Annotated in this window: 2 protein-coding genes; both read left to right on the top strand. The window is 69.5% G+C overall.

The window, feature by feature from the left end; translation table 11 throughout:
* Positions 1 to 171: 171 nt before the first annotated feature.
* Positions 172 to 1,098, top strand: coding sequence for a PPK2 family polyphosphate kinase (locus AC27IO_RS22525; RefSeq protein WP_498740866.1), 927 nt, complete (start codon positions 172 to 174; stop codon positions 1,096 to 1,098).
* Positions 1,099 to 1,264: 166 nt separating this feature from the next.
* Positions 1,265 to 2,566, top strand: a complete 1,302-nt coding sequence (locus tag AC27IO_RS22520; protein ID WP_498740864.1) for a Glu/Leu/Phe/Val family dehydrogenase — start codon at positions 1,265 to 1,267, stop codon at positions 2,564 to 2,566.
* Positions 2,567 to 2,778 lie beyond the last annotated feature (212 nt).

Genomic DNA, 2,778 nt, shown 5'->3' with positions numbered 1-2,778 from the left:
GCCTGCAGCAGGGCCTGGGCGACCGCGGCAACCTCGGCAACCGGAGGGGAGGAATCGGCGGAATTCACGGCGGGGTCGACAGACATGGAAGGGCTTTCTCGTTCAGGGCTCGGGCGATGATTGTGCGGCCCGCGCGACACTATGGACTTTCCCACCCCACCAGGACCCGCCATGGCCGCCAAAGCCCCCGCACCCGCTCCCCTGACCCCCGACGAGATCGCCCGGCGCCTGGCGCCATGGCAGCCCGCGCCGGCCCACGCGGAGCCGGCCGGCAAGGCCGCCAAGGCCGAGGCCAAGGCAGCGGCGAAAGACGGCCCCCCGCCCGCCCTGGACCTGGCCCGCTTCGACCCCGCGGCCAAGCCCTTCTCCCAGGGCGACAAGGCCAGCGACAAGGCGCGCGTCGAGGCCCTGGCCCTCGAACTGGACACCCTGCAGGACCTGCTATACGCCGACAAGCGCTACAAGCTCCTGGTGATCCTGCAGGGCACCGACACCTCCGGCAAGGACGGCACGGTGCGCGGGGTGTTCGGCCGCATGAGCGCGCTGGGCGTGCACGCCGTGGGCTGGAAGGCGCCCACCGACACCGAGCGCGCCCACGACTACCTCTGGCGCATCCACCAGCAGGTGCCCGGCGCGGGCGAGCTGACCGTGTTCAACCGCAGCCACTACGAAGACGTGCTGGTGCCCGTGGTGAACGGCTGGATCACACCCGAGCAGCACCGCCAGCGGCTGGCGCACATCAACGACTTCGAACGCCTGCTGACCGAAACCGGCACCGTGGTGGTGAAGTTCATGCTGCACATCAGCCGGGACGAGCAGCGCAAGCGGCTGCAGGAGCGCCTGGACGACCCGGCCAAGCACTGGAAATTCGACCTGGGCGACATCGCCGCGCGCAAGCAGTGGGACGACTACCAGCGCGCCTACGCCACCCTGCTGGCCGCCACGCACACGCCGTGGGCCCCCTGGACCATCGTGCCCGCCGACTCCAAGACCCACCGCAACCTGATGATCGCCACCGTGCTGCGCGAGGTGCTGGCCCGGCTCGGCCTGCGCTACCCCGAAGGCGATCCCGCGCTGGCGGGCATCCAGGTGGAATGAGCCGCGCGACCGCCCGTCGGCCGGCCCTTGAAAAACGGCGTTGCGACCCGTTGCCCAGGTTATGCATTCGGCGCATAAACCTGTAACACTCCGGCCTTGGACAGTTGCCGGGGGCAGGCATAAGCTCCGTCGTCTGAACTGATCCCTCCTTCAAGGAAACCCCCTCATGTCGAACACCAACGGCACCCGCACCCAGCACGAACTGCCCTCCTACCTCCAGGCCGACGACCTCGGCCCGTGGGGCAACTACCTGCAGCAGGTGGACCGCGTCACGCCCTACCTGGGCAACCTGGCGCGCTGGGTGGAAACGCTCAAGCGCCCCAAGCGCATCCTGATCGTGGACGTGCCGATCGAGCTGGACAACGGCACCATCGCCCACTTCGAGGGCTACCGCGTGCAGCACAACCTGAGCCGCGGTCCCGGCAAGGGCGGCGTGCGCTTCCACCAGGACGTCACGCTGTCCGAAGTGATGGCCCTGTCGGCCTGGATGTCGGTCAAGAACGCGGCCGTGAACGTGCCCTACGGCGGAGCCAAGGGCGGCATCCGCGTCGATCCCAAGAAGCTGTCGCGCGGCGAGCTGGAGCGCCTGACGCGCCGCTACACCAGCGAGATCGGCCTGCTCATCGGCCCTTCCAAGGACATCCCCGCCCCTGACGTGAACACCAACGGCCAGGTCATGGCCTGGATGATGGACACGTACTCCATGAACACCGGCGCCACCGCCACGGGCGTGGTCACCGGCAAGCCGGTGGACCTGGGCGGCTCGCTCGGCCGCGTCGAGGCCACCGGCCGCGGCGTGTTCACCGTGGGCGTGGAAGCCGCCAAGCTGACGGGCCTGCCGCTGGAAGGCGCACGCATCGCGGTGCAGGGCTTCGGCAACGTGGGCGGCATCGCCGGCAAGCTGTTCGCCGAAGCGGGCGCCAAGGTGGTGGCCGTGCAGGACCACACCGGCACCATCTTCCACCAGGGCGGCCTGGACGTGCCCGCCCTGCTGGAGCACGTCAAGAAGACGGGCGGCGTGGGCGGCTTCGGCGGCGCCGATGCGATCGCCAAGGAAGACTTCTGGGGCGTGGACTGCGAGATCCTCATCCCCGCCGCGCTGGAAGGCCAGATCACCAAGCACAACGCCGGCCAGATCAAGGCCAAGCTCGTGATCGAGGGCGCCAACGGCCCCACGACCACCGAGGCCGACGACATCCTGCACGACAAGGGCGTGCTGGTGCTGCCCGACGTGATCGCCAACGCCGGCGGCGTGACGGTGAGCTACTTCGAATGGGTGCAGGATTTCTCCAGCTTCTTCTGGAGCGAGGACGAGATCAACGCCCGCCTCGTGCGCATCATGCAGGAGGCCTTCGCCGGCATCTGGCACGTGGCGCAGGAACACAAGGTGAGCCTGCGCACGGCCACCTTCATCGTGGCGTGCCAGCGCATCCTGCACGCCCGCGAAATGCGCGGTCTGTACCCCTGACCCGCCCTTGCCCGAGGAGGGTCCGCCCGGCCTACCCGGCCGGCGCCCTTCCCTGGAATGGACCGCCAGCGCCCCACCGGGCCTGGCGTTTTTTTTTATGCCCGTACGCCGGTCAGGGCGGCGGGCCGGAGCCCTGCAGCGCATCGCCCGCCGGCCGCGCGGCGCCGGCCTCGAACACCCGCAGCGCCACGCAAAAGGGCTGCACGCAAAGA

This window comes from Acidovorax sp. KNOB132, from assembly GCF_057541515.1.
This window is presented reverse-complemented; position numbering and strand designations above follow the sequence as displayed.